Origin of the sequence: Halorhodospira neutriphila (assembly GCF_016584055.1) — a bacterium.
Lineage (GTDB): Bacteria > Pseudomonadota > Gammaproteobacteria > Nitrococcales > Halorhodospiraceae > Halorhodospira > Halorhodospira neutriphila.
This window is the reverse complement of the sequence record NZ_NRSH01000001.1, coordinates 33,458-54,713: the sequence shown is the minus strand read 5'-3', so window position 1 is coordinate 54,713 and position 21,256 is coordinate 33,458. Positions and strand designations below refer to the sequence as shown.

The 21,256-nt window shown below is 69.7% G+C and carries 22 protein-coding genes and 1 tRNA gene; 14 read left to right on the top strand and 9 right to left on the bottom strand.

Translation table 11 applies throughout. From position 1 onward, the window contains the following. The 4 genes from holA to CKO13_RS00290 all read right to left on the bottom strand — a co-directional run. The coding region (gene holA / locus CKO13_RS00305; protein ID WP_200255694.1) for a DNA polymerase III subunit delta at positions 1 to 755 on the bottom strand (755 nt) is incomplete at its 3' end. 2 nt (positions 756 to 757) lie between these two features. Then, a complete protein-coding gene (locus CKO13_RS00300; RefSeq protein WP_200255693.1) occupies positions 758 to 1,252 on the bottom strand; it encodes an LPS-assembly lipoprotein LptE in 495 nt (164 codons plus the stop codon). Next, a complete protein-coding gene (gene leuS, locus CKO13_RS00295) occupies positions 1,249 to 3,711 on the bottom strand; it encodes a leucine--tRNA ligase (protein ID WP_200255692.1) in 2,463 nt (820 codons plus the stop codon). Before leuS ends, CKO13_RS00300 begins: the two co-directional genes overlap by 4 nt. A gap of 180 nt (positions 3,712 to 3,891) precedes the next feature. Next, positions 3,892 to 4,464 (bottom strand): coiled-coil domain-containing protein, encoded by a 573-nt coding sequence (locus tag CKO13_RS00290; protein ID WP_200255691.1) that lies wholly within the window; start codon positions 4,462 to 4,464, stop codon positions 3,892 to 3,894. 364 nt (positions 4,465 to 4,828) lie between these two features. Between CKO13_RS00290 and CKO13_RS00285 the strand changes: the two genes are divergently transcribed. Beyond that, complete coding sequence (locus CKO13_RS00285; protein WP_200255690.1) at positions 4,829 to 5,614, top strand: DUF1194 domain-containing protein; 786 nt, start codon at positions 4,829 to 4,831, stop codon at positions 5,612 to 5,614. Positions 5,615 to 5,741: 127 nt separating this feature from the next. Beyond that, positions 5,742 to 5,816 (top strand) — tRNA-Gly (locus CKO13_RS00280). A 123-nt stretch (positions 5,817 to 5,939) separates the two neighbouring features. Here CKO13_RS00280 and CKO13_RS00275 read toward each other — a convergent pair. The 4 genes from CKO13_RS00275 to CKO13_RS00260 are packed head-to-tail and all read right to left on the bottom strand — an operon-like array spanning position 5,940 to position 12,240. Further along, positions 5,940 to 9,041 (bottom strand): efflux RND transporter permease subunit, encoded by a 3,102-nt coding sequence (locus CKO13_RS00275; protein ID WP_200255689.1) that lies wholly within the window; start codon positions 9,039 to 9,041, stop codon positions 5,940 to 5,942. Continuing rightward, entirely contained in the window at positions 9,034 to 10,281 is a 1,248-nt protein-coding gene (locus CKO13_RS00270) for an efflux RND transporter periplasmic adaptor subunit (protein WP_200255688.1), read from the bottom strand. Before CKO13_RS00270 ends, CKO13_RS00275 begins: the two co-directional genes overlap by 8 nt. After that, positions 10,278 to 11,660, bottom strand: a complete 1,383-nt coding sequence (locus CKO13_RS00265) for an efflux transporter outer membrane subunit (RefSeq protein WP_200255687.1) — start codon at positions 11,658 to 11,660, stop codon at positions 10,278 to 10,280. The genes CKO13_RS00270 and CKO13_RS00265 overlap by 4 nt, the downstream gene beginning before the upstream one ends. A gap of 13 nt (positions 11,661 to 11,673) precedes the next feature. Next, a complete protein-coding gene (locus CKO13_RS00260) occupies positions 11,674 to 12,240 on the bottom strand; it encodes a zinc ribbon-containing protein (RefSeq protein ID WP_200255686.1) in 567 nt (188 codons plus the stop codon). 241 nt (positions 12,241 to 12,481) lie between these two features. Here CKO13_RS00260 and parS point away from each other — a divergent pair, with 241 nt between their 5' ends. The 11 genes from parS to CKO13_RS00205 all read left to right on the top strand — a co-directional run bounded on the left by parS (position 12,482) and on the right by CKO13_RS00205 (position 19,237). Then, on the top strand, positions 12,482 to 12,934 hold the full coding sequence (parS, locus tag CKO13_RS00255) for a type II RES/Xre toxin-antitoxin system antitoxin (protein ID WP_200255685.1): 453 nt from the start codon (positions 12,482 to 12,484) through the stop codon (positions 12,932 to 12,934). A gap of 3 nt (positions 12,935 to 12,937) precedes the next feature. Beyond that, on the top strand, positions 12,938 to 13,417 hold the full coding sequence (locus CKO13_RS00250; RefSeq protein ID WP_200255684.1) for a type II RES/Xre toxin-antitoxin system toxin: 480 nt from the start codon (positions 12,938 to 12,940) through the stop codon (positions 13,415 to 13,417). Between the two features lie 192 nt (positions 13,418 to 13,609). Further along, the gene (locus CKO13_RS00245; RefSeq protein WP_200255683.1) at positions 13,610 to 13,858 is read left to right on the top strand and encodes a FitA-like ribbon-helix-helix domain-containing protein; all 249 of its coding nucleotides are present in this window, start codon (positions 13,610 to 13,612) and stop codon (positions 13,856 to 13,858) included. Next, positions 13,855 to 14,283: a type II toxin-antitoxin system VapC family toxin gene (locus CKO13_RS00240; protein ID WP_200255682.1), complete on the top strand. Its 429-nt coding sequence runs from the start codon at positions 13,855 to 13,857 to the stop codon at positions 14,281 to 14,283. The genes CKO13_RS00245 and CKO13_RS00240 overlap by 4 nt, the downstream gene beginning before the upstream one ends. A gap of 198 nt (positions 14,284 to 14,481) precedes the next feature. Next, positions 14,482 to 14,727, top strand: coding sequence for a DUF6364 family protein (locus CKO13_RS00235; RefSeq protein ID WP_200255681.1), 246 nt, complete (start codon positions 14,482 to 14,484; stop codon positions 14,725 to 14,727). Between the two features lie 335 nt (positions 14,728 to 15,062). Further along, positions 15,063 to 15,554, top strand: coding sequence for a hypothetical protein (locus tag CKO13_RS00230; RefSeq protein ID WP_200255680.1), 492 nt, complete (start codon positions 15,063 to 15,065; stop codon positions 15,552 to 15,554). Next, entirely contained in the window at positions 15,545 to 15,880 is a 336-nt protein-coding gene (locus CKO13_RS00225; RefSeq protein ID WP_200255679.1) for a nucleotidyltransferase family protein, read from the top strand. Before CKO13_RS00230 ends, CKO13_RS00225 begins: the two co-directional genes overlap by 10 nt. A 119-nt stretch (positions 15,881 to 15,999) precedes the next feature. Beyond that, on the top strand, positions 16,000 to 16,437 hold the full coding sequence (mntA, locus tag CKO13_RS00220; RefSeq protein ID WP_200255678.1) for a type VII toxin-antitoxin system MntA family adenylyltransferase antitoxin: 438 nt from the start codon (positions 16,000 to 16,002) through the stop codon (positions 16,435 to 16,437). Beyond that, positions 16,403 to 16,816, top strand: coding sequence for a type VII toxin-antitoxin system HepT family RNase toxin (gene hepT / locus CKO13_RS00215; RefSeq protein WP_200255677.1), 414 nt, complete (start codon positions 16,403 to 16,405; stop codon positions 16,814 to 16,816). Before mntA ends, hepT begins: the two co-directional genes overlap by 35 nt. A 168-nt stretch (positions 16,817 to 16,984) precedes the next feature. Further along, entirely contained in the window at positions 16,985 to 17,389 is a 405-nt protein-coding gene (locus CKO13_RS00210; protein ID WP_200255676.1) for a MarR family EPS-associated transcriptional regulator, read from the top strand. A gap of 45 nt (positions 17,390 to 17,434) precedes the next feature. Then, positions 17,435 to 19,237, top strand: coding sequence for an ABC transporter ATP-binding protein (locus tag CKO13_RS00205; protein WP_242467806.1), 1,803 nt, complete (start codon positions 17,435 to 17,437; stop codon positions 19,235 to 19,237). Positions 19,238 to 19,245: 8 nt separating this feature from the next. Here CKO13_RS00205 and CKO13_RS00200 read toward each other — a convergent pair whose 3' ends face one another. Next, positions 19,246 to 20,223: an IS481 family transposase gene (locus CKO13_RS00200; RefSeq protein WP_200255675.1), complete on the bottom strand. Its 978-nt coding sequence runs from the start codon at positions 20,221 to 20,223 to the stop codon at positions 19,246 to 19,248. 232 nt (positions 20,224 to 20,455) lie between these two features. On the opposite strand from CKO13_RS00200, the gene rfbF reads away from it, so the two are divergent. Then, positions 20,456 to 21,226: a glucose-1-phosphate cytidylyltransferase gene (rfbF, locus tag CKO13_RS00195; protein WP_200255674.1), complete on the top strand. Its 771-nt coding sequence runs from the start codon at positions 20,456 to 20,458 to the stop codon at positions 21,224 to 21,226. The last annotated feature ends 30 nt before the right edge of the window (positions 21,227 to 21,256 follow it).

Below are 21,256 nucleotides of genomic sequence, written 5' to 3'. Positions count from 1 at the left end.
GCCAGGGCCCAGAGGATCAGCGGCGGCTGCACCCCCTCCTCCTCCAGGGCGGCGAGGATGCGCAGCGCCCGCGCCAGCTCGCCGTCGAGGGCGGCGTCGGCCAGGTCGTCGACCCCGTAGCGGGCGCTGTCGGCGAGGGCCTGCTCGGCCTCCCCGACCCCCACCGCGCCGGCGCCGACGAGCAGCCGCAGCTTCTCCACCGCCTGATCGGCGGCGAGGAGGTTGCCCTCGGCGCGCTCGGCGATGAGCTCGACGGCCTCGCGCTCCGGCGCTAGCCCGCCCCGGCGCAGGCGCTGCTCGACCCAGCGCGGCATCTGCTCCGCCGGCACCGGCCAGCAGTAGACGAAGACCCCCGCCTCGGCCAGCGCCCGCGCCCAGGCCGACTCCCGGCCCGAGCGCTCGAGCCGGTTGCAGGTGACCAGCAGCACCGTATCCGGCGGCACCGCCCGACAGTACGCCTGCAGCGCCTCGGCGCCCTCGCGGCCCGGCTTGCCCGCGGGCATGCGCAGCTCCAGCAGCCGCCGGTCGCCGAACAGCGAGGGCGTCCCCGCCGCCTCGGTGAGCCGGGACCAGTCGAAGCCGGCCTCAACGTCGAGGACCTCGCGCTCGGTATAGCCGGCCTCCCGGGCCGCACGGCGCACCCCGTCCGCCGCCTCGCGCTGGAGCAGCGGCTCCTCGCCGGCGATCAGGCACACCCGGGGCAGCTCGCCGGCCTCGAGGCGGCGGTGGAGGGCCTCCGGGCGCTCGGCGGCCATCCCTACAGCGCCTGGAGCCGCAGCATCAGCATCTGGACCGCCTCGTCGCGCAGCTCCGCGGCCAGCTCCGCCTCCCGGGAGCGGCGCTGATCCGCCCCGCCCGCCGGGTCCGTGAAGCGCCGCTCGGCACCCGCCGTCTCCCGGGCGATCAGCGCCTCGCCGCCGGGCTCGCGGACGCTGTAGTCGATCCGGTAGCGCAGCCGGTACTCCCGCTCCCCCTCGCTGACGCCCACCGAGACCGCCTCCCGGCTCGAGCCCTGGCCGTGGAGCGTCAGCACCAGGTCGGCAGCCTCCGGGCCCGAAGCCAGGCGCCCGCCGGCCCCCTCGACGCCGCTGCGCACGGCCCGGCGCAGCGCCGCGCTGCCGGCTTCGTCCACCACCTGGACCGCCTGCCCGTCGAGGGAGAGCCCGCCGGAGCCGCCGCGCAGCTGCCAGCCGCAGGCGCTGAGCGCCCCGGCGAGGAGGGCGACCAGGGCCAGGCGCCCCAGACGCCTCAAGAGCCGACCACCACGTTGACGAGCTTGCCGGGCACGAAGACGACCTTCTTGAGCTCTTTGCCCTCGACGAAGCGCTGGACGTTCGGCTCGGCCAGGGCCGCCTCGCGGGCCTGGTCCTCGCCGGCGTCGGCCGGCAGCGTCACCCGGCCGCGCAGCTTGCCGTTGACCTGGACCACCAGCTCCACCGCGTCGCGCTCGAGGGCCTGCGGGTCGGCCTGGGGCCAGGCGGCGTCGACCACCGGCGTCTCGTGGCCGAGGGCGTGCCAGAGGTGGTGGCACAGGTGCGGGGTGATCGGCGCGAGCAGGAGCACCGCCGTCTCCAGGCCCTCCTGCATCACCGCGCGGCCGGCGTCGCTGGCGTCCCCCTGCGCCTTGCCCAGGGCGTTGGAGAGCTCCATGACCGCGGCGATGGCGGTGTTGAAGGTGAAGCGCTTGCCGATGTCGTCGGAGGCCTTGGCGATGGTCTCGTGGACCTTGCGGCGCAGGGCGCGCTGCTCGTCGCTCAGCGCCGCCGGCTCGAGCGCCGGCGCCGGGCCGCCGGCGAGGTGGTCGCGGACCAGGCCGTGGAGCCGGCGCAGGAAGCGGTGGGCCCCGGCGACGCCGGAGTCGGACCACTCCAGGAACTGGTCCGGCGGCGCGGCGAACATGGTGAACAGCCGCACCGTGTCCGCCCCGAAGCGGTCGACGAGCGCCTGCGGGTCGACGATGTTGCCCTTGGACTTGGACATCTTCGCCCCGTCCTTGAGCACCATCCCCTGGGTAAGCAGCCGCGTGAAGGGCTCGTCGGAGCCGACCAGGCCCTCATCGCGCAGCAGCTTGTGGAAGAAGCGGGCGTAGAGGAGGTGGAGCACGGCGTGCTCGATGCCGCCGATGTACTGGTCCACCGGCGTCCACTGGTCCGCCCGCCCGTCGAGCATGGCCCCCTCCTGGCCGGCGCAGGCGAAGCGCAGGAAGTACCAGGAGGAGTCCATGAAGGTGTCGAAGGTGTCCGTCTCGCGCTGCGCCGGCGCCCCGCACGCGGGGCAGGTGGTCTCGTAGAAGGCGGGCATGCGCTTGAGCGGCGAGCCGCCGCCCGGGGTGATCTCGACGTCCTCGGGCAGGGTCACGGGCAGGTCCTCGTCGGGGACCGGCACGGCGCCGCAGTGCTCGCAGTGGACCATGGGGATCGGCGCGCCCCAGTAGCGCTGCCGGGAGACCCCCCAGTCGCGCAGCCGGTACTGCGTCCGCCGCCGGCCGCGGCCCTCGGCCTCGAGGCGCTCGGCGATGGCCGTGAAGGCGCGCTCCGAGGGCATGCCGGTGAACGGCCCGGAGCCGACGAGCACGCCGTAGTCGCTGAAGGCGCCCTCGCCGAGGTCCAGCTCGCTGCCGTCGGCCGGGTGGACCACGTCGCGGATGGGCAGCCCGTAGGCGTGGGCGAACTCCCAGTCGCGCTGGTCGTGGGCGGGGACGGCCATCACCGCGCCGGAGCCGTACTCCATGAGCACGAAGTTCGCCACCCAGACGGGGATGCGCTCGCCGGTGAGCGGGTGGAGCGCCGCCAGGCCGGTGGGCGCGCCCCGCTTCTCGCGGGTGGCCAGCTCGGCCTCGGAGGTGCCGCCGGTGCGCGCCTCCTCGACCAGCGCCGCGATGGCCGGGTCCTGCTCGGCCAGCTCGAGGCTGATCGGGTGCTCGGGGGCCAGCCCCATGTAGGTGACGCCGTAGAGGGTATCCGGCCGGGTGGTGAAGACGCTCAGCCGCTCGTCGCGGCCGGCCAGCTCGAAGGTCAGCTCGACCCCCTCGGAGCGGCCGATCCAGTTGCGCTGCATGGTGCGCACCTGCTCCGGCCAGCCCGCCAGGCCGTCGAGGGCGTCGACGAGCTCGTCGGCGTAGTCGGTGATGCGCAGGAACCACTGCGGGATCTCGCGGTGCTCGATCACCGCCCCGGAGCGCCAGCCGCAGCCGTCGATGACCTGCTCGTTGGCGAGCACCGTCTGGTCCACCGGGTCCCAGTTGACGACGGCGGTGTCGCGGTAGACCAGCCCCTTGCGGTAGAGCCGGGTGAAGAGCCACTGCTCCCAGCGGTAGTACTCGGGGTCGCAGGTGGCCAGCTCCCGGGACCAGTCGTAGCCGAAGCCCAGCCCCTTGAGCTGCTCGCGCATGGCGGCGATGTTCTCGCGGGTCCACGCCGCCGGCGGCACGCCGCGCTCCATGGCGGCGTTCTCGGCGGGCAGGCCGAAGGCGTCCCAGCCCATGGGCTGCAGGACGTGGTAGCCCTGCATGCGCTTGTAGCGGCTGACCACATCGCCGATGGTGTAGTTGCGGACGTGGCCCATGTGCAGCCGCCCGCTCGGGTAGGGGAACATCGACAGGCAGTAGTACTTCGGCCGCGGGTCGTCCTCCCGCGCCGCGAAGCTGTCGTGCTCCTGCCAGTACGCCTGCGCCTCGGCCTCGATCTGCTGCGGTCGATACTGCTCGTCCATACCTTCCGGCTGCTCGCTCCGTTGTGTCGTGGCGCCCCCGCGGCAAGGCGGCCCCTGGCGGGCCGGACGGGGCTGCGGATAAGGCGACTATCTTGTGGCAACAGGGCACGCTCGTCCAGGCGCGCGGCGCGGGCCCCGTGCCGCCCGGGGCCGGGCCCCGGCGTCGACGCTGGAGGCCGCTCAGGGCACCAGGAGCTTGACCAAGGCGCCGAAGAGGCCGAGCTGGACCGCCAGCATCCCGGCGGTCCACTTGAGGACCTCCACCTTGGTGTGGGCGAGCTCGGCGCGGACCTGCTCGATCTCCTTGGTCAGCCGCCCATCCATGGCGTGCATCTCGCTGCGCAGCTGCGCGATCTCCTTGGTCAGCCGGCCGTCCATGGCGTGCATCTCGGTGCGCAGCTGCTCGAGCTCCTTCCGCAGCTGGCCGTCCGCCTCGTGCATCTCGCCGCGCAGGCGCTCGATGTCCGTCTTGAGATCCGCCCGGACCTGCTCGATCTCCTTCTGCAGCTGCCCGTCCGCCTCGTGCATCTCGCCGCGCAGGCGCTCGATATCCGTCTTGAGCTCCGCCCGGACCTGCTCGATCTCCTTCTGCAGGCGCAGCTCGCTCTCGCGGACGTGGCTGGCGGTGGCCAGGTCCGTGATCTCCGGGTAGCGCTCCTCCATCTGCTCGAAGGCCTCGGCGATCAGCCGGGCGCGGGTCTGATCGTCGGGGGCGGAGCGCAGCTTCTCGTAGAGCTCAACAGCCGAGCCCATAGGGCCTCCTCGCCAAGGGCGTTGCCGGTGGGCGGGGTACCGCCCCCGCCGCGATTATCGCCCGACCGGCGAGGCGAGGTCGACGCCGGGCGGGTACCCGCCTCCGTCGACTCCCCTTACAGCTGTAGCCCCAGGGAACGCCGAACGGCCCGCCCCCAGGCCGGAAGTGTCAAGCCTTCCGACGCCTGTCCGCCCTCCTCCGTCGACCCTGTTTACACATCCCGGCTCAGCGCCTCCACCCGCTCCGCAAAAGATCCCGTGAAATCAACGCTTAATGTATAGCGGCACGACACTTGCAATGCCCGCCACGCCCCCCTCTAAAGAGGTCCACAAGGAGCAAGGACAAGGATCAGGAGCAATCACCATGAGACGGACAAACCTTTCGCTGATCGGCGGCGCGATCGCCTTCGCCATCACCATTCCCACGCAGGCCTGGGCCCAGCCGATCCCGGTCGACCACGAGCTCGTCCTGGGGGTCGACGTCTCGGGCAGCATCAACAACCCCCGCTACGAGACCCAGAAGGACGGGTACGCGGCGGCGTTCCGCAACCCGCAGGTGCACGACGCCATCACCAACGGGGCGCTGGGGAGCATCGCCGTGACCTACATGGAGTGGTCCAGCGCAAACCAGCAGTCCCCGCAGGTCGGGTGGACACAGATCTCCTCGCCCACCGAGGCGAACAGCTTCGCCGACGCCATCGACGCCGCGTCGCGCTCCTCCAGCGGTCTTACGGGGATCTCCCAGGCGATCGACTGGTCTATTAACGCCATCCAGACCAACGACTTCGTCGCCCAGGAGCGGCAGGTCATCGACATCTCAGGCGATGGCACCGACAACACCTTGGGCGAGCCTGCCGACGCCCGCGACCGGGCGATCGCTGAGGGCATGATCATCAACGGCCTCCCCATCGAGGAGAACACCGGTATCAGCCTCACCGACTACTACCGGAACAACGTCATCGGCGCCCCGGCGGGCAGTGACAGCGCCGTCTTCACCGCCGAGACGTTCGAGGACTTCGAGAACGCCGTGGTGGAGAAGATCAGCACAGAGGTCAACAACGTCCCCCTCCCCGGCACGGCCTCGATCCTCGGGCTGGGCCTGGCGACCCTGGCGGCCGGCCCGCTGCGCCGCCGCCGGGCGAGCACCTAGGCCGTAGCGCCTGGGCCCATGTAGCAACCCGCCTGGGTGGTGGACCACCACCCGGGCGGACCGCTCTTGCGCAGGAGGTGTTGACGCCGGCGCCACACTCTGTAGAATGCACACCTGTAGCGACACAGCGGGTGTAGCTCAGTGGTAGAGCACAACCTTGCCAAGGTTGGGGTCGTGGGTTCGAATCCCATCACCCGCTCCAGCTTCCCCTCCCTTTCCCGCTAAGCACTCTCGCAAGCGCCCCTTACAATGCCCCTCTAGCGGCACGAGTTCGTTCCGCGAGCGCCGGCAACCACGTTCGGCTACCCTGCTGCCCTACACCGCCCTACGCAGGACCGCCGCGCAGATCCTCCAGCGCCAGGTAGAGGCTCGGCACCACCACCAGCGTGACCGCCGTGGCGAAGACGATCCCGAAGCCCAGGGAGACCGCCATGGGGATCAGGTAGGTGGCCTGCCGCGAGGTCTCGAGGATGATGGGCGCCAGGCCGCCGAAGGTGGTCAGCGTGGTCAGGAGGATGGGCCGGAAGCGCCGGCTTCCGGCCTCCTCGATGGCCGCGAAGGCGTCGAGGGCGCCGCGCCGGCGGTTGGCGTAGACGGTCATGATCAGCGAGCCGTTGACCACCACCCCGGAGAGGGCCACGGCGCCCATGAGGCTGACCAGGGACAGGTCGTAGCCGAGCAGGATGTGGCCGAGCACCGCCCCGGCGAGGCCGAAGGGGATCGCCGCCATGACGATCAGCGGCTGGCTGTAGCTGCCGAAGGCGACGGCGAGCAGGGCGTAGACGGCCACCATGGCCAAGGCGAAGCCGCCCCAGAGGGCCTGGGTGGAGTCGCGCATCTCGGCCTGGCTGCCCTGGAAGCTCCAGGTCAGCCCCGGGTAGTCGGCGCGCAGCTGCGGCAGGACCTCCGTCTTCAGGGCGCCGAGGACCCGGCCGATCTCGGGCTTGGGCTCGACATCCATCCCCACCGTGACCACCCGCCGCCCGTTGCGCCGGTCGATGGCGCTGTAGGCCTGGCCGCGCTCCACGCGGGCGACGTCGAGCAGCGGCACCTCCGTGCCCGCCGGCGTGCGGATCACCAGGTCCTCGAGGTGCTCGCGCCCGCGGCGCTCGGCCTCCGGGCGCTTGACCCGCACCTCCACCTCGTTCGTCCCGCGCAGGTAGCGCAGGGCCACGGCGCCGTAGAAGGCGTTGCGCACCTGCTCGCCCACCGCCTCCGGAGTCAGCCCCAGGGCGTAGCCCTCGGGGGTCAGGGTGAAGTCGAGCTGCGCCTTGCCCTTGCGGTAGCTGTCCTGGACGTCGCGGGTGGCGGTGAAGGCCTCGGCCTGGCGGCGGAACGCCTGGCTCGCCGCGGCCAGGGTCTCGACGTCGGCGTGGCTGAGGTCGACGCTGATATCGTCGCGCCAGCCACCGGGGCCGCGCTCGGCCTCGAAGGTGATCTGGTCCACCCCCTCGATATCGCCGATGGAGTCGCGCCACAGGGCGATGACCTCGCCGGCGGTCATCTCCCGCTCGGTGGGCGGGCGCATGACGATCTCCACGTCGATGAAGTCCTGGCCGCGGACGTTGGTCTTGATCCCCTCGGCGACCTGGCCGAGGCCGTGGGCCTCGTACATCCGGCGCGTCGCCGCGGTGAGCGCCTCGGCGGTACGCGCCGCCTGCTCGTCGGTGGTGCCCACCGGCAGGGAGACGCCGGCCTCGATCTCGTCGGCGGCGACCTCCGGCATCATGATCATCCCCATGTGGTCGCTGTAGGCGTAGCCGCCGACGACGAGCAGCCCGGCGAGCGCCCCGCTCAGGGTGAGGTAGCGGTTGCGCAGGCAGGCGCGCAGCAGGGGGCGGTAGTAGCGCTCTACGCCGGCGCTGAAGCCCTCGGCGAAGGCGCGCTGCCCGCGGTGGAGCCACCCGCCGGCGCGGCGCCCCAGCCCGCCGCCGCGGCTGTGGCCGAGGTGGGCCGGGAGGATGAACAGCGCCTCGAGCAGCGACAGGGCGAGGACGGTGATCACCACCACCGGCAGGGGCCACCAGAACTTCCCCGTCGTCCCCGGCAGGAAGAGCAGCGGCAGGAAGGCGACGATGTTGGTCAGCACGGCGAAGGTCACCGGCGCGGCCATCTCCCGCGCCCCCTCGGCGGCCGCCGCCAGGGGGCCGAGGCCGGCCTGGCGGCGCTCGTAGACGTTCTCGCCGACGACGATGGCGTCGTCGACGACGATCCCCAGCGCCACCAGGAAGCCGAACATCGAGATCATGTTGATGCTCACGCCCAGCCACGGCAGCAGGGCCACCCCCGCCACGAAGGCGAGGGTCATGCCGGTCATGATCCAGAAGGCCAGGCGCAGCTCGAGGAACAGGGCGAGGATGCCGAGGACGATGACCAAGGCCAGGGCGCCGTTCTCGAGCAGCAGGGAGAGGCGCTCGTGGAAGTCCTCGGCGCGGTTGCTGTCGATGCGCGCCTCGACCCCGGCGGGCAGCTCCGCCTCCAGCTCGGCGAGCACCGACTGCACCGCCGCCTCGACGGCCAGCGGCGACTGCGTGCCGGTGCGGAAGACCTCCAGCTCCACCGACGGGTGGCCATTGAACTGCGAGTGGAAGCCGGCCTCCTCGAAGCCGTCCTCGATCTCGGCGATCTCGCCGAGGGTCACCACGGCGCCGGACTCGCCGGTGACCACCGGGATCCGGGCGAGCTCCTCGGCCCACTGCTTGCGCGCCGCCAGGCGCAGCAGGATCTCCCCCTCGCTGGTGTCGATGGCGCCGGCCGGGGTGTCGCGGCTGGCCCGGGCGATGGTCTCCGCCACCTCGCCGAGGGTGAGGTCGTGGGCGCGCAGCCGCTGCTGCGGGATGGAGATGTGGGTGACGTAGCCGGGGACGTAGCCGAGCTCGGCCTGGGTGATGGCCGGCTCGCTGAGCAGCCGGTCGCGGACCCGCTCGGCGAGCTGGCGCAGCGACCAGGTATCCACCCCGCCGTAGAGGCCGATCTCGACGACGCTGCGCTGGCGCGACTGCAGCTCCACCTCCGGGCGCTCGGCCTCGTCGGGGAAGGTGCGGATGGTGCCCACCGCCTGGTCGACGTCCTGGAGGGCCTTCATCCGGTCGGTCCCGGCGACGAGCTCGAGCTGGACCCGCCCCCAGCCCTCCCGGGCGGTGGAGGTCACCTCGCGGACGCCGGAGATGCCGCGCACCGCCTCCTCGACGGGCAGCAGGATCCCCTGCTCCACCTCCGCCGGCGAGGCGCCCGGGTAGCTGACCCGCACCTCCACCACGTCGAGCTGGAACTGCGGGAAGACCTCCTTCTGCATCTGCAGCGCCGTCCAGACGCCGCCGGCGAGGAGCAGGACCGTCAGCAGGTGGGCGGCGATGGGGTTGCGGACCATCCAGCCGATGACGCCGCCGAGCCCCTCCTCCGGACCGCCGCCCCGCGGCTCAGCCACGGCCGCCGCCCTCCTCTGCCGGCGCCTCGTCCGCCGCCGCGCCCTTCAGGCGCAGCGCCGCGCCCTCGCGCACCGCCGCCAGGTCGCTGGTGACCACCCGCTCGCCGCCGCTCAGCCCGTAGCGGATATAGGCGTACTCGGCGTCGCGCACGGCGATCGCCACCTCGCGGATGGCCAGCTCGCCGTCGTCGTAGACCCAGACGGTCTCGTCCTCGCGCAGGTGCTCGCGCTCGAGGCGGACGACGCCGTCCAGGGGCCGGCCCCGGATGCGGCACTCGAGGTAGGCGCCGAGCAGCAGCCGCGGCCGCTCCGCCGCCCCCTCGCCGCGGGCCAGCGGGTCGTCGACGGCGATCAGCGCCCGGGCCAAGCGGGTCCGCTCGCCGAGCTCGCCGATGAGCCGCTCGAGCCGCCCCGTGCGCGCGGCGTCCGCCGGCCAGGCGCTGCGGTCGCGCAGGCGGACCCGGGCGCCCTCCCCCGCCCCCTCGGCAACGAAGGCCAGCCAGCGCAGCCGGTCCACGGGGAGCGTGGCCTCCACCCAGTAGGTCTCGGTGCCCACCAGCCGCGCCAGCGCATCGCCCGGCGCCGCCTGGGAGCCGACGCTCACCTCGCGGCTGAGCACCTGGGCGTCGAAGGGCGCGCGCAGCGTGGTCCGCGCCAGGGCCAGCTCCGCCTGCTCCACGGCGGCCCGGGCCGCCTCGACCCGGGCGCGGGCCGCCTCGAGCTGCGGCTCGCGCAGCACCAGGGCGCGGTTACCGGGGGTGAGCTCCTGCTCGAGGAGCTCGTACTCCGCCTCGGCGACGCGCTGCTGGCCCCGCTCCAGGCGCAGCTCCGAGCGCGCCTGGGCGAGCTCGCTGCGCCGCTCGCGCAGGCGGCTCTCGTAGTCGGCCGGATCGAGGCGCAGCAGCGTCTGCCCCTGCTCGACGACCCCGCCGGGGTCGAGGGCCGGGGCGCGCTCGACCACCTCGCCCTCCACCCGCGGGCGGAGGATTACCTCCCGGGCCGGGCGCACCGTGCCGGTGGCGGTAAAGCGCGGCCGGAAGGTCCCCTCGCGCGCCTCGGTGACCTCGACGAGCATGGCCGTCTCCTTGCGCGCCGACTCCCGGGTGGCCGTGGGCTCGGTATTGAGGATGACCGCCACCACCGCCGCCCCGGCGCCGATCAGCCCGGCGGCGGCCAGCAGCGTCGCCCGCCGGCCGAGCCCGCCGCGGCGCGCCTGGCCGGCCTCGCCCCCTGCGCTCAAGACGCCGCCTCCCGCTCCGTCGCGAAGCCCCCGGCCAGGGCCCGGTAGAGGGCGATGCGGGACTCGAGGCGCTGCAGCCGCGCCGCGAGCAGGTCCCGGCGCAGCTGCTGCTCCTGGGTGCGGGCGCTGAGCACGTCGAGATAGCTCGCCGTGCCGTTGCGGTGCTGGCGCTGCAGCGCCTCGTGGGCCTGGGCCGCGTCGGCGACCTGGCGGCGCAGGCTGCGGACCTGCTCGCCCTGCTTGCGCTCCTGGATCAAGGCGTCCTCCACTTCCTGGAAGGCGGTAAGCACGGCCTGGCCGTACTCGGCGAGGCGCTGGCGCTCCACGGCCCGCGCCTCCTCGACCTGGGCCCGGCGCTCGCCGGCGTCGAATAGCGGCGCCACCAGCCCGGCGGTAAGGGTGCGGGCCCAGTCCTCGTAGAGGGCGCTGGCGCCCTCGTCGGAGGCCGCCGCCTCGGCGGTGAGGGTCAGGCGCGGGAACTGGCGGCTCACGGCGGCGGCCACGTCGCGGTCGGCGGCCTGGAGCCGGTGGAAGGCGGCGCGCACGTCGGGGCGGCGCTGGACGAGCTCGGCGGGCAGCCCCGTCTCCGGCAGGGCGGGCAGCGCCGGCAGCGCCGCGGGGAGCGCCTCGGCGTCGAGCCCCTCCTGGGGCGGGCGGCCGAGGAGCACCGCCAGCTGGTGCTCGAGGGTGCGGATCTGCGCCTGCACGGCGTAGCGCCGCTCCCGGGTCGCCTCGAGGAGCTGGCGCTGGCGCAGGGTGTCGGCGCGGCGGGCCTGGCCGTTGGCCACCTGGACCCGCACCAGGCGCAGCTGCTGGGCGTTGGTCTCGATCTGCTCCTCGAGCAGCGCCAGCCGCGCCCGCGCCTCGGCGAGCCGGTACCACCCCCGGGTGACCTCCGCCGCCAGGGAGAGCGCCGCGGCCCGGTAGTCGGCGCGCAGGGCCCGGGCGCGGCGGCGCTCGGCCTCGACCCCGGCGCGGATCCGGCCCCACAGGTCCACCTCGTACTCGGCGCTCAGCCCCAGGCGCAGGGTCTCGTCGCCGCGCGGCTCCGGATCGCGCTCCCGGGCCTGGGCCGAGCCCTCCAGGCTGGGGAAGAGCCCGGCGGACTCGCGGTCGAGCACCGCCCGCGCCGCCTCCAGGCGCTCCCAGGTACTACGCAGGTCGAGGTTGCCGCGCAGGGCCGTGGCCACCTGGTCGTTGAGCCGCTCATCGCTGAAGGCCTGCCACCAGCGCTCAGGCACCTGCGCCGAGCCGGAGCGGGAGAAGGCCGACGCCAGGTCCACCGGCGGCTCCCGCTCCGGGGGCGCGCTCGCGCAGCCGGCGAGCAGCGCCGCCGCCAGGGCCAGCGGGATCAGGCCGCGCGCGGCGTCCACGGACATCCGGCGGGGTCGCCTACTCCTCGGGCTGGTCGCCGGACTCCCCGGCCTGTGTCGGCCGGACGAACTGGGTGTGGTGGCAGCCCGGGCACGGCGGGATGTGGGCCGGGCGGGCGAAGGTCACCTCACGGCCGCACGCCATGCAGACCAGCGTCCCCGGGCCGGCGATCTCGCCGGTGTGGTAGACGCTCGGCTCGCCGGTGGTGGTGAAGCCGCGCAGCTCCAGCTCCGTGCGGTCCGCCACCGAGGAGAAGGCCTCCCAGAGCCAGCTCTCGAGCATCTGCAGGTCCATGCGCAGCCAGTCGCCGAGGTGCTGGTCGCGGCCCCGGGCGGCGAGCCAGCCGCCGGCCTCCTCGACGTCGCGGCGCAGGTACTCGCCGACGTGCTCGGCCTCCTCCCGGGTCATCTCGCCGAGGGCCACGGCCCGCTCCTTGACGTGCTCCAGCGCCTCGCGCAGCCGCGGGGCGTGCTGCTGGCCCTCGCCGTGGGCGAAGCGCTCGCGCAGGCGCTCGAGCATGCGCTCGTAGCCGCGCAGGAGGTGGTGCGACTCGCCGCGCTTGCTCGGGTCTTGCTCCTCGCTCATGGGGTCTCTCGCTCCAGTGCTGCCGGGCGGTCAGCGGACGGGGCCGCTGCCTGGTTGGTCCTCTATTAACCGTACCATGTTCCCTGGCTGTGTATCCCTGCCTCAGGTGGTTTCCCCCCTCGGCCACGCCGCGTTGACGTCGGCGTGCATCCGGCAACTATCGACCTACGGTGACCAGACATCGACAGCCGTGCCATCATGACGTGGTGGCGTGACACGATGGCAGAGAAGGCAAGGCCCAATGGAGGCAACCGCGCAACCCGATTACGAAGGGATTCTCGAAAGCCTCGGCCGCTCGGCAGCAGTCAGAGCCGACGTCCAATCGGCTCTCGACGTCCATCGACTGCTCGCCAAGGGCATCGAGGGCAAAGCGATTCGCCGATTCGCAGCCTACTACGATCTCTCCAGCGAGGATCTGACACAGCTCCTCGGGATCAAAAAACGCACGCTGCAACGCCGCGAGCAGACCGAGGCGCGCTTGTCACCCGGCGAGACGGACCGACTGTGGCGGGCGGCAGTCATACTGTGCGAGGCGACCGAGGTGCTCGGCTCCCGCGCGAAAGCGGCGAGCTGGCTACATCGGGAGAACCGTACGCTCGGCGGGGCACGCCCGCTGGATCTGATCGCCACCGAGGCCGGCTACGAGGAAGTCCGCAACGTCCTCGGACGAATCGACTGGGGTGTCTGGAGCTAATCGGTGCGGTTGTGGCGCGTAGTGCTACCGCGTCGTGCTGAACAGGCGCTCTCCGGCGAAGGGGCTCGGCGCTTCGGCGGACGCTGGAATCATCCAGGGCAAGCGGCCGTGTACACATCGACGACGCTGTCTCTCGCCGTCCTCGAATGGCTCGCGCATGTTGACCCAGGCGATGCGCCGCCAGAGCTGGTCGCGATCGCCTACGAGCTCCCAGCCGATGAACCGATAACCCGGCTCGAGCTTGGCGATCTCCCAGAGAACTGGCGTACGTACCCTGTCGCCGAGACCGTGCGGCGACTCGGCGCGGATTGGCTCAACACCGGCGAGACCGTGGCCCTAGTCGCACCTTCGGCCATCATTCCAGTAGCCGAGGAACGGAACATCGTACTGAACCCTGAACACACCAGCATGACCCGTTTGTCGCAAGTCTGGCACGAGCGCATCACGGTCGACCCGCGACTGGTCGGAGCCGAAAAGCCGTGAGCAATGACAGCATCTCCAGCTCATGGACGATGAGATGAGCGGGCGGCCCTTCCTCAGGCGTCACCGTCCCGGCGGTAGCGTGCCTCAACGCCCTACTCTGGCGCCCACACTCCCGAGACTAGCGACTGCCCGACACATGATATCGTGATATCGTGCATGGCAGGCATGTACAGGTTGAGCGGGAGGTACGCCGTGGCCCAGGTCATCGTTCGGAACCTTGAGGACGACATCAAAGAGGCTCTCAAGCATCGCGCAAGACAACACGGATGGAGCACGGAAGAGGAAATCCGCCAGATCCTGCGCCGGGCCGTCAATGAGACGCCTACCGCCCCGGTCGAGCTTGGCTCACGCATAGCCGCACGCTTTACGGGCACAGGCCTCGACGAGCCACTGCCAGAGCTGCGGGGCGATGAGGCAGATCCGATGCCCTTCGACACATGATCATCATCGACACCAACGTGCTCTCGGCACTGATGCAGCGCCGCCCCGACGCCAGGGTCGTGGAGTGGCTGGACAGCCAGCCGGCCGAAGCTGTCTGGATCAGCAGCATCACACTGTTCGAGGCGCGGTATGGGCTTGAGCTGCTCGACGAAGGACGGCGGAAAGCCCTACTGCAGGAGCGCTTTGAGGAGGTTGTCCGCTATGACCTTGCCAACCGGATCGCCGTCCTCGACGTGCGTGCCGCCAATCAGGCCGCCCAGCTAGCGGCGGAGCGTAAGCTCCGCGGACGCCCCGTCGATACGCGGGATACCCTCATTGCCGGCATCGCTATCGTTCACAGCGCCACCCTGGCCACTCGCAACATCAAACATTTCAACGACCTACCCACGCCCGTGATAAGCCCGTGGGATGAGCGCGAGCAGTGAGAACGGAGCGCGCCCGAACGCCCGCCCATAGCCGCGACCCCCAAGACCAGCAACTGCCCCATGAAGGAGCGCCGTGACATCGAGCAGGCACCGGTCGACCTGGTGCACCGCATCCTGCGTGATGGGATCCTGGGCTTCCCTCGCCCCGCAGGGTGCCGTACACTTTAAACAATTAAGCCGTACACCAGAGGCCTCTGGATGGAGCAGGAAACCACGAAAATCACCATCCGGCTACCGAAGCAGGACGTCGAGTTCGCGAAGGCGTACGCCAAGGCGCACGGCATCAGCATGACCGAGGTCATCGACCGTCACCTGCGCCAGCTCAGGGCGCTCGAGCGACATACGCCGAGCGCCGAGCTGGACGCCATCACCGGGCTGCTGCCGGCCGATCTCGATGCCGAGCAGGCATACCGCGATCATCTAGCTGAGAAGCACCGCTCGTGATCATGCTCGATCTCAACGTCCTGCTGGACGTCCTCCAAAGGACTTTAAAGGCTCGCCCGTACCCGCGCTGACGCCCCAGGAGTTCCTGCTTCGCGGATAGCGCCGAGCGCGCTCAGCACCCGGCGGTTGCCCCCTCACTCTACCTGTGCTTCCATGCTCGCTCACAAACTGAACTATCCTCCCCGGGCGGGCCTCCCTCAGGCGCCACCGTCCCAGCGGTAGCGTGCCCGAACGCCCTACCCCGGCCGCCCGAAGCCCTGAGACCAGCGACCGCCCCATGCACCGCGGATGCTCGCTTTCCGGAACGTCTGCGCCTATCTGAGTCAGTCTGTAACATGGCCAACACCACGGCTCTAGCCCATCAGCTGCGGGCGACCCAACGCCTTGCATACCGCCTCGAGCAGGCCATCGAGGTGCTGCGCCCGCACTTCCCCCTTGACCCCGAGCAGTTCGACCCGGACATGCTGCCCGTGGAGGTGGCGATGGGCCTAGACGCATTCCGTACGCGGTTCGCTGACCTCCAGGACATGCTCGGACGCACGACCTTCCGCAGCCTGGCGATGGCGGATGAGGACGAGACCTCCGGGCAGGAGCTGACCACCCGCGAGCGGATCGCGCTGATGGAACGTCGTGGCATCCTCGACGCCGCGCAGTGGCGACAGATCCGGGAGGTCCGCAACCAGTTCGCCCACGAGTACCCAGACGATCATGGTGAGAAGGCGGCAAACCTGAACGCCGCTTGGCAGCTGACGCCCCCCTTGCTGAGCGTTGCACAGCGATGTGCCCAGTACGCCCAAGACAAGCATGGAGTAACGTCGTGCGATTAACACCCGCCGAGCAAGCCACGATCCGCTCCGTTTGCCACAGTCACCTGCCGGCCGACCTCATATGGCGCTTGCGCGTCTTCGGCTCCTGCCTTGATGAGCAGGCCCGGGGCGGCGATGTGGACCTCTATCTGGAGCTCGAGGGCGCGGATGCCACACAGCGGGCTGCCGTAGCGCGCGATCTTCGACCAAGCCTTGAGGAGGCCCTCGACCGGCCCGTGGACCTGGTCGTTCAGGATCCGGCACACCCCCTGAAAGCCGTCGCCGCCATCGCACGGGAGCAGGGCATACCCATCGCCCAGTCCGACTCCTGCGAGCAGGTGAGCTGACGGGACTCGCCCCGCCCCCGCTGACGCCCCAAGAGTGCCTGCTCCACGGATAGAGCCCCGGCGGTTGCCTCCCTCACACCAGCTGCGCGTTCATGCGCACTGCGCGTTACCATGACGTCATGACACAAGATCGCATCGAGGCCATCCAGCAGGCCGTCCAGCCCGTCCTGGAGGCCTTCCCGGACGTGCAGGCCGCCTTCCTATTCGGGTCCCACGCGACGGGGCGCGCTCGGGCCGACAGTGACATCGACCTGGGCCTCGCCGGGCCGCCGGAGCGCCTCGAGGCGCAACGCCTGGACCTTCTGACGGAGCTAACCCGCGCCGGCCTCGAGCGCATCGACCTGGTCCTCCTGGATCGTGCCGATCCGGCCCTGCAGTTCGAGGCCGTCCGCCACAACTGCCTGATCTATGCGCGGCCCGACTTCCAGCGCGGGACCTACTTCTCCCGCATCGTCCGCGAATACTGGGACCTCGAGCCGTATCTACGCGTCCAGCGCGCCGCCCTGAAACGGAGGCTCCAGCGTGGTGCAAGCCGAGATCATCCGCCGGCGTCTTGATGCGCTGACCGAGCATCTGAGCGTCCTCGAGCGCCTCGCGACTTACAGCGAGACCACCTTCCTTGAGGAGCCCGAGCGGTACGGCGCAGCCGAGCGCTTCTTGCAGCTCTCGCTCGAGGCCTTCCTGGACCTGGGCAACCACGTCATCGCGGACCTTGGGCTCGGCCCGGTGGACAAGAGCCGGGACATCCCCGCGATCCTGCAGCAGCAGGGCTACCTGGATGCCGAGCTCGCGGAGACCTGGCTGCGGATGATCGGCTTCCGGAACATCCTGGTCCACGCCTATCTGGACCTGGATCGGCACCAGGTCTACGAGATCCTCCAGCATCACCTGGACGATCTGCGGGCGCTGCAGGCGGTCTTTGCGGAGTTCCTCTGAGGTCGGGAGAGTGCGCTTGCCCCCTCGCCCCACCTGTGATTCCATATTCGCTCACAATCCGAACACCCCTCGCCGGGCGGGCCTTCCTCAGGCGTCACCGTCCCGGCGGTAGCGTGCCCGAACGCCCGATCCCGGCCGCCCGCGGCCCCCGAGATTAGCGACGACCCCATGGACCCCGAAGAGCTCCAGCTGCGCGTCCTGCGCCTGCTCGGCGACAACCCCCAGCTCAGCCAGCGCCAGCTCGCCCGCGAGCTGGGCCTGTCCGTCGGCAAGACCCACTACGCCGTGCGCTCGGTGCTCGAGCGCGGCTGGATCAAGCTCGAGAACTTCTCCCACGCGAGCGACAAGCGCCGCTACCTCTACCAGCTCACCCCCGCCGGCGTGCGCGAGAAGACGCGCCTGGCCTACCGCCACCTGCAGCGCAAGCGCGCCGAGCACGAGCGGCTGATGGCGGAGATCGACGCGCTGCGCGCGGAGGTGGAGGCCGCCGAGCCCGGCGGCGAGCCGGCCGCCGACGAGGCCGGGGACGAGGCGGAAAGGCCCGGCACGCCCCCGACGCCGCCGGGCCCATAGCCCTCGCCCACGGCCCGAACCCGACCCCCGCCGAAGGGAGCCCCTTTGCTCAAGAAACTCCTCAGCCTGCTCAGCCGCCAGGAGAAGCGCCGCGGCGCCGTAGTCCTCGGCATGGTCGTCGTCATGGCCCTGCTCGAGACCGCCGGCGTCGCCTCGGTGATGCCGTTCCTCAGCGTCCTCGGCAACCCGGAGACGGTGACCACCAACCCCCTCCTCAGCCGGGCCTACGAGGGGCTCGGCTTCGCGTCGGTGGACCAGTTCCTCCTCGCCCTCGGCGCCGGCGCCTTCGCGCTGATTGTCTTCTCCGCCGCCTTCCGCTCCGTGACCATCTACGCCATGAACCGCTGGGCGATGATGCGCATGCACAGCCTCAGCGAGCGGCTGCTGGAGACCTACCTGCGCCAGCCCTACGCCTTCTTCCTCAACCGCCACAGCGGCGACATGTCGAAGAACATCCTCACGGAGACGCAGCAGCTTTTAGGGCAGGTCATCAGGCCTGGACTCAATGCCGTGGCCTACGGCGTGGTGCTGATCGCCATCGTCACCCTACTGGTGGCCATCGATCCGGTCCTCGCCGCCGGCGCGGCGGCGGTCCTCGGCGGGATGTACGCCCTCATCTACTGGACGATCCGCGGCTTCCTGGACCGCATCGGCCGCGACCGGGTGCGGGCCAACCAGGAGCGCTTCCAGGCCGCCGGCGAGGCCCTGGGCGGGATCAAGGACATCAAGCTCCTCGGCCGCGAGCACGCCTACCTGTCGCGCTTCCGCGGCCCGTCGACCCGCTTCGCCAGGCACCAGGCTACCAGCCAGACGCTCGCCGAGGTGCCCAAGTTCGTCATCGAGGCGGTGGCCTTCGGCGGCATCATCGCCCTGACCCTGGTGCTCATGGCTACCCACGGCGGCGCCACCGGCGGCGCGCTGGGCGAGGTCCTGCCGGTGCTCGGGCTCTACGCCTTCGCCGGCTACCGCATGCTCCCCGCCGCACAGCGACTCTACCAGGGCGCGGCTCAACTACGCTTCGGCGGTGCAGCGATGGACAGCGTCCACGACGACCTGCACCGGCGCGAGGAGCTCGCCGAGATCCGCAAGCGCGCCCCAGCGCCGCTGATCCCGCAGCGGGCGGTGGCGCTGGACGGGGTGACCTACACCTACCCCAACGCCCCGGCCCCGGCGCTGGACGGCATCGACCTGCACATCCCCGTGGGCAGCGCCGTGGGGCTGGTGGGCAGCACCGGTGCCGGCAAGACCACCCTGGTGGACGTCATCCTGGGGCTGCTACGCCCCACCCAGGGCGCCATCACCGTGGACGGCGAGCCGGTGACGGACGCGAGCCTTCGCGCCTATCAGCAGGCGCTAGGGTACGTACCGCAGGAGATCTTCCTCACCGACGCCTCGGTGGCCGAGAACATCGCCCTGGGCGTGCCGCCCGAGCAGATCGACCACGCGCAGGTCGAGCGCTGCGCGCGCATGGCGCAGCTCCACGACTTCGTCATGCAGGAGATGCCGCAGCAGTACGAGACGATCGTCGGCGAGCGCGGCGTGCGCCTGTCCGGCGGCCAGCGCCAGCGCATCGGCATCGCCCGCGCCCTCTACCACGACCCCAGCGTGCTGGTCTTCGACGAGGCCACCAGCGCCCTCGACACGGTCACCGAGAAGGCCGTGATGGAGGCTATCGATGCCCTGCACTACCAGAAGACCATCATCCTCATCGCTCACCGCCTGAGCACCGTGCGTAACTGCGACCAGGTGGTGCTGCTGGAGAAGGGGCAGATTACGGCTGCGGGCGGATTCGAGGAGCTGCAGGGGCGGAGTGAGCGGTTTCGGGCGATGGCGGTGGGAACAGTATAGCCGACTCCCTAGATGTCAAGACCTGACTGGTCATATACCAGCTTACGAAATAACTCGGGTTGCTCCTCGTACCACCGCTTGAGCTTTTGGACGGGGGTGATGTGCCCGAGTGCGCGCTGGGGAATGTGGTGATTGTAGAGCCGGCGATAGTGCCAGAGCATCGAGTCGAGATCGGCGGCCGAGTCGAAGTGGGTCGTGCGCAGGATCTCGTTGATCCGGCCGTTGAAGCGCTCCACCAGCCCGTTGGTCTGGGGGCTGCGCGGCGGCGTGAGGCGGTGCTCTATACGGTAGCGGGCGCACAGCGCGTCGAAGGCGTGTCGCCCCGAGGGGCGTCGGTCCTTCTGGGTGAAGCGGTCCGTAAAGGCCAGGTCGTTGTCCGTGAGCAGGGTGTGGATCCGAAACGCCGCCTGCTCGTGGAGCCGCTTGAGAAAGCGCACGGCCGACTTGCGCGACTTCGCGCGGTGGCGCTCCAGGTAGACCCAGCGGCTGGCTCGGTCGATGGCCACGAACAGGTACGTGCGCCCCTGCTCGTCGGCCATCTCCGGCAGGTACTTGATATCGACGTGCACGTAGCCCGGCTGGTAGTCCTTGAACGTCTTCGGCGGCTGCGCCTCGCCCTCCGGGCGCGGGATCAGCTCCTTGAGCTGCGAGACCCCGTGGCGGACCAGCAGCCGCTGCAGCGCCGAGCGAACCATGTCCGCCTTGATGAACTCACGCACGACCACCAGCAGGTCGTCGGTGGCGAGCAGCAGCGTCCGGCGCAGCTCCACCACGATGGCCTCCTGCGCCGGGGTGAGCGCCGTGTGCAGTCGGTGCGGACGATGGCTCCGGTCCTCGCTCGTCTCCCGGTACTTCCACTTGCGCACCGTCGCGCGGCTGATGTTGTACTTCTCCGCAAGGGCCCGCTCCGACAGCGGCGAGTTGCGGATCTCCTCGCGCAGCTGCGGCGTCGTGCGGGATTGCTTGTGGATGGTCGCTCCGCCCATGTCACCGACCTCGTCTTTCCGCCTTCAGGCTCTCGCCCAGCTCTTGCAACGCCAACCGGGCTTGGAAGAGAGCATAACTCCTCGGCGGTATATGATCACGCAGGTCGCAACACCTAGACCAAAAACTACGATCTCAGAAAAAGACAAAAACCGCAGTTCTGAGCTTAAATACCCCATGCTTAAAAAGCTCTCACATTTGCAAACCTAAATCTATTCCAAAGGTAATAATACAATGAAAGCCGTTATCCTAGCAGGTGGGTTTGGGACCCGAATATCCGAGGAAACCCACCTTAAACCTAAACCTATGATTGAGATCGGGGGGAAACCGCTTCTCTGGCACATCATGAAATTGTACTCCGCTCATGGCATCAACGAATTTTTAATATGTTGCGGATACAAAGGCTACGTAATAAAAGAATATTTCGCCAATTATTTTCTGCACATGTCCGATGTCACCTTTGACATGAGCAGTAATAACATGGAAGTTCACGAACGAAAAGCTGAACCATGGCGTGTGACTTTAATTGATACTGGCGAGAAAACCGAAACTGGAGGTCGTTTAAAGCGAATTCGCGACTACTTGGGAGAAGAAGACTTTTGTTTTACCTATGGCGACGGCCTAAGCGACGTTGATATCACAAGACTTACACAATTTCATAGAGAACATGGAAAAATAGCCACCCTTACTGCAACACAGCCACCGGGCCGTTTTGGCGCTTTAAATCTAGATGGCGATGAAATAACTGGATTTCAAGAAAAACCAGAAGGTGAGAGCGGTTGGATTAATGGTGGGTTCTTTGTCCTTTCTCCGAAAGCAATTGATTATATCGACGGTGACGAAACCATTTGGGAACGTGGCCCGATGGAAAAAATGACTCAAGATCGTCAGATGGTTGCATATCGGCATAGCGGTTTTTGGCAACCACTCGACACTTTAAGAGACAAAATTCACCTAGAAAATCTATGGCAATGTAGCAAACCTCCTTGGGCAACTTGGATATAACCCCCTCTCAAAAAAACCCAAAACTCCACT

Coding starts and splice junctions, on each gene's coding strand:
- leuS (WP_200255692.1), bottom strand. CDS start 3,711: ATGGACGAGCAGTATCGACCGCAGCAGATCGAGGCCGAGGCGCAGGCG.
- CKO13_RS00290 (WP_200255691.1), bottom strand. CDS start 4,464: ATGGGCTCGGCTGTTGAGCTCTACGAGAAGCTGCGCTCCGCCCCCGAC.
- CKO13_RS00285 (WP_200255690.1), top strand. CDS start 4,829: ATGAGACGGACAAACCTTTCGCTGATCGGCGGCGCGATCGCCTTCGCC.
- CKO13_RS00265 (WP_200255687.1), bottom strand. CDS start 11,660: ATGTCCGTGGACGCCGCGCGCGGCCTGATCCCGCTGGCCCTGGCGGCG.
- CKO13_RS00260 (WP_200255686.1), bottom strand. CDS start 12,240: ATGAGCGAGGAGCAAGACCCGAGCAAGCGCGGCGAGTCGCACCACCTC.
- parS (WP_200255685.1), top strand. CDS start 12,482: ATGGAGGCAACCGCGCAACCCGATTACGAAGGGATTCTCGAAAGCCTC.
- CKO13_RS00240 (WP_200255682.1), top strand. CDS start 13,855: ATGATCATCATCGACACCAACGTGCTCTCGGCACTGATGCAGCGCCGC.
- CKO13_RS00235 (WP_200255681.1), top strand. CDS start 14,482: ATGGAGCAGGAAACCACGAAAATCACCATCCGGCTACCGAAGCAGGAC.
- CKO13_RS00230 (WP_200255680.1), top strand. CDS start 15,063: ATGGCCAACACCACGGCTCTAGCCCATCAGCTGCGGGCGACCCAACGC.
- mntA (WP_200255678.1), top strand. CDS start 16,000: ATGACACAAGATCGCATCGAGGCCATCCAGCAGGCCGTCCAGCCCGTC.
- CKO13_RS00210 (WP_200255676.1), top strand. CDS start 16,985: ATGGACCCCGAAGAGCTCCAGCTGCGCGTCCTGCGCCTGCTCGGCGAC.
- CKO13_RS00200 (WP_200255675.1), bottom strand. CDS start 20,223: ATGGGCGGAGCGACCATCCACAAGCAATCCCGCACGACGCCGCAGCTG.
- rfbF (WP_200255674.1), top strand. CDS start 20,456: ATGAAAGCCGTTATCCTAGCAGGTGGGTTTGGGACCCGAATATCCGAG.